This window comes from Cupriavidus sp. SK-4, from assembly GCF_000611125.1.
Lineage (GTDB): Bacteria > Pseudomonadota > Gammaproteobacteria > Burkholderiales > Burkholderiaceae > Cupriavidus > Cupriavidus necator.
On sequence record NZ_JFJW01000017.1, the window covers coordinates 1 to 1,971 of the forward strand.

Consider the following 1,971-nt stretch of genomic DNA (forward strand, 5'->3'; position numbering starts at 1 on the left):
GGGCCACCGGCGCCACCTCGGCGCGCAGCCGTGGCTCGGCCTCCACCGCGCGTGTGCCGACGGCCTGGTCGGCATGGACCTGGAAGTGGCCCGCCAGCGCGCGCAGGGTCTTGTCGAGCTGCGCCTGTCCGTCCTCCGGGATCGCCAGACCATCGCCGACCAGCCGCGCGGCATCGAACTGCGCCGGGGTGTAGCGGATCACCCGCAGCCGGTGCGGGCCGTCGCGCACCACTGTGACCTGGCGCAGCGCCTCGGCCTCCTGGCGCGCGGCGGCGGGCAGCAAGGCTTCCATCGCCGGCGCCTCGCGCACCGGCGGGAAGATGCGCAGCACATAACGGCCGGCGCTGTGGACCGCTTCCAGCGCGGGGGCATCCTCGACCACCTCCAGCGTCTGCGATGGCGCATGCGCCAGCACCACGCCCGGGTGGCCCACCAACGCCATCACCGCGGCGGCGCGGTCCAGCACGCAGCGCCGGTTATGCGACTGGTCGCGGCGGATGGCGCGCGCCACGCGGGCATCCCACGGCTCGAGCCGGTCGTCCTCGGCGACCCGGGCCAGTGGCACCGGCTTCGGCTTGCCCCAGCCGCGCGCGCCGCGCACCTGCTCGAGCGGCTCGATCGTGCCCGGCACGCCGTCGGCGTCCAGCGTCAGCGCCCACAGCAGGCGCCGGGCCTCGGCGCCGGCGGCGGGGTCGGCGCCGGCCCGNTTCGGCGCCGGCCAGTGCACGCAGTGCTGCCAGCGCCTGCTGCCAGTCCGGGCCCGGCGCGCGGCTGGCGCCGTCCTCGCCGGGTTCAGGCAGGTCGTCATGGCCGGGATGTGTGGTCAAAGGCACGGCGGTTCTGGGGTAGGGGAACGTGCAACAACGGGGGAACAGCAGGAAATGGCGTCCGAAATGCGGCAAACGCCCGGAAAAGAGGATTCTAGACCGCCGCAACGCCTGCATCGCGTTGTGACCCATGCCCCCGCGGCTTACAATGTCGTTTTTGCTAATTTGACGGCGCTGGGAGAAAAGACATGTCGATGGCTGATCGCGACGGCAAGATTTGGATGGACGGCAAGCTGATCGAATGGCGCGACGCCAAGATCCATGTGCTGACGCATACGCTGCACTACGGCATGGGCGTGTTCGAAGGCGTACGCGCCTACAAGACTCCCGAAGGCACCGCCATCTTCCGCCTGCACGAGCACACCCGGCGCCTGTTCAATTCGGCCAAGATCTTCCAGATGGTCATGCCTTTCGACGAGGCCACGCTGGAAGCGGCGCAGCGCGAAGTGGTGCGCGCCAACAAGCTGGAATCCTGCTACATCCGCCCGATCGTGTGGGTCGGCGACGAGAAACTGGGCGTCTCGGCCAAGGGCAACACCATCCACGTGGCCATTGCCGCCTGGCCTTGGGGCGCCTACCTGGGCGAGGAAGGCATGGAGCGCGGCATCCGCGTGAAGACCTCGTCGTTCACGCGCCACCACGTCAACGTGTCGCTGGTGCGCGCCAAGGCAAGCGGCTACTACATCAACTCGATCCTGGCCAACCAGGAAGCCACCGGCCTGGGCTACGACGAAGCGCTGCTTCTCGACACCGAGGGCTATGTCAGCGAAGGCTCGGGCGAGAACGTGTTTATCGTGCGCAACGGCGTGATCTACACGCCGGACCTGGCTTCGTGCCTGGACGGCATCACCCGCGACGCCACCCTGACCATCGCGCGCGACCTCGGCATCGAGGTACGTGAAAAGCGCATCACCCGCGACGAGATGTACTGCGCCGACGAAGCCTTCTTCACCGGCACCGCCGCCGAAGTCACGCCGATCCGCGAACTGGACGACCGCGTCATCGGCGAAGGCCGCCGCGGCCCGATCACCAAGCAGATCCAGGACACGTTCTTTGCCGCCGTGGGCGGCACCGAAGAAAAGTACAAGAAGTGGCTGACGCTGGTCTGAGCACCGGCTGCCAGCCCCAGTTGCGCCCCCCCCCC

The 1,971-nt window shown here is 69.0% G+C and carries 1 protein-coding gene and 1 pseudogene; one reads left to right on the forward strand and one right to left on the reverse strand.

Features of this window, described 5'->3' with window-relative positions; all coding sequences use genetic code 11:
• Nucleotides 1–944, reverse strand: a pseudogene (locus CF68_RS03620) (ATP-dependent helicase); the annotation flags it as partial.
• A 71-nt stretch (nt 945–1,015) separates the two neighbouring features.
• Here CF68_RS03620 and CF68_RS03625 point away from each other — a divergent pair.
• Nucleotides 1,016–1,936, forward strand: a complete 921-nt coding sequence (locus CF68_RS03625) for a branched-chain amino acid transaminase (protein ID WP_035816115.1) — start codon at nt 1,016–1,018, stop codon at nt 1,934–1,936.
• Nucleotides 1,937–1,971: the final 35 nt, after the last annotated feature.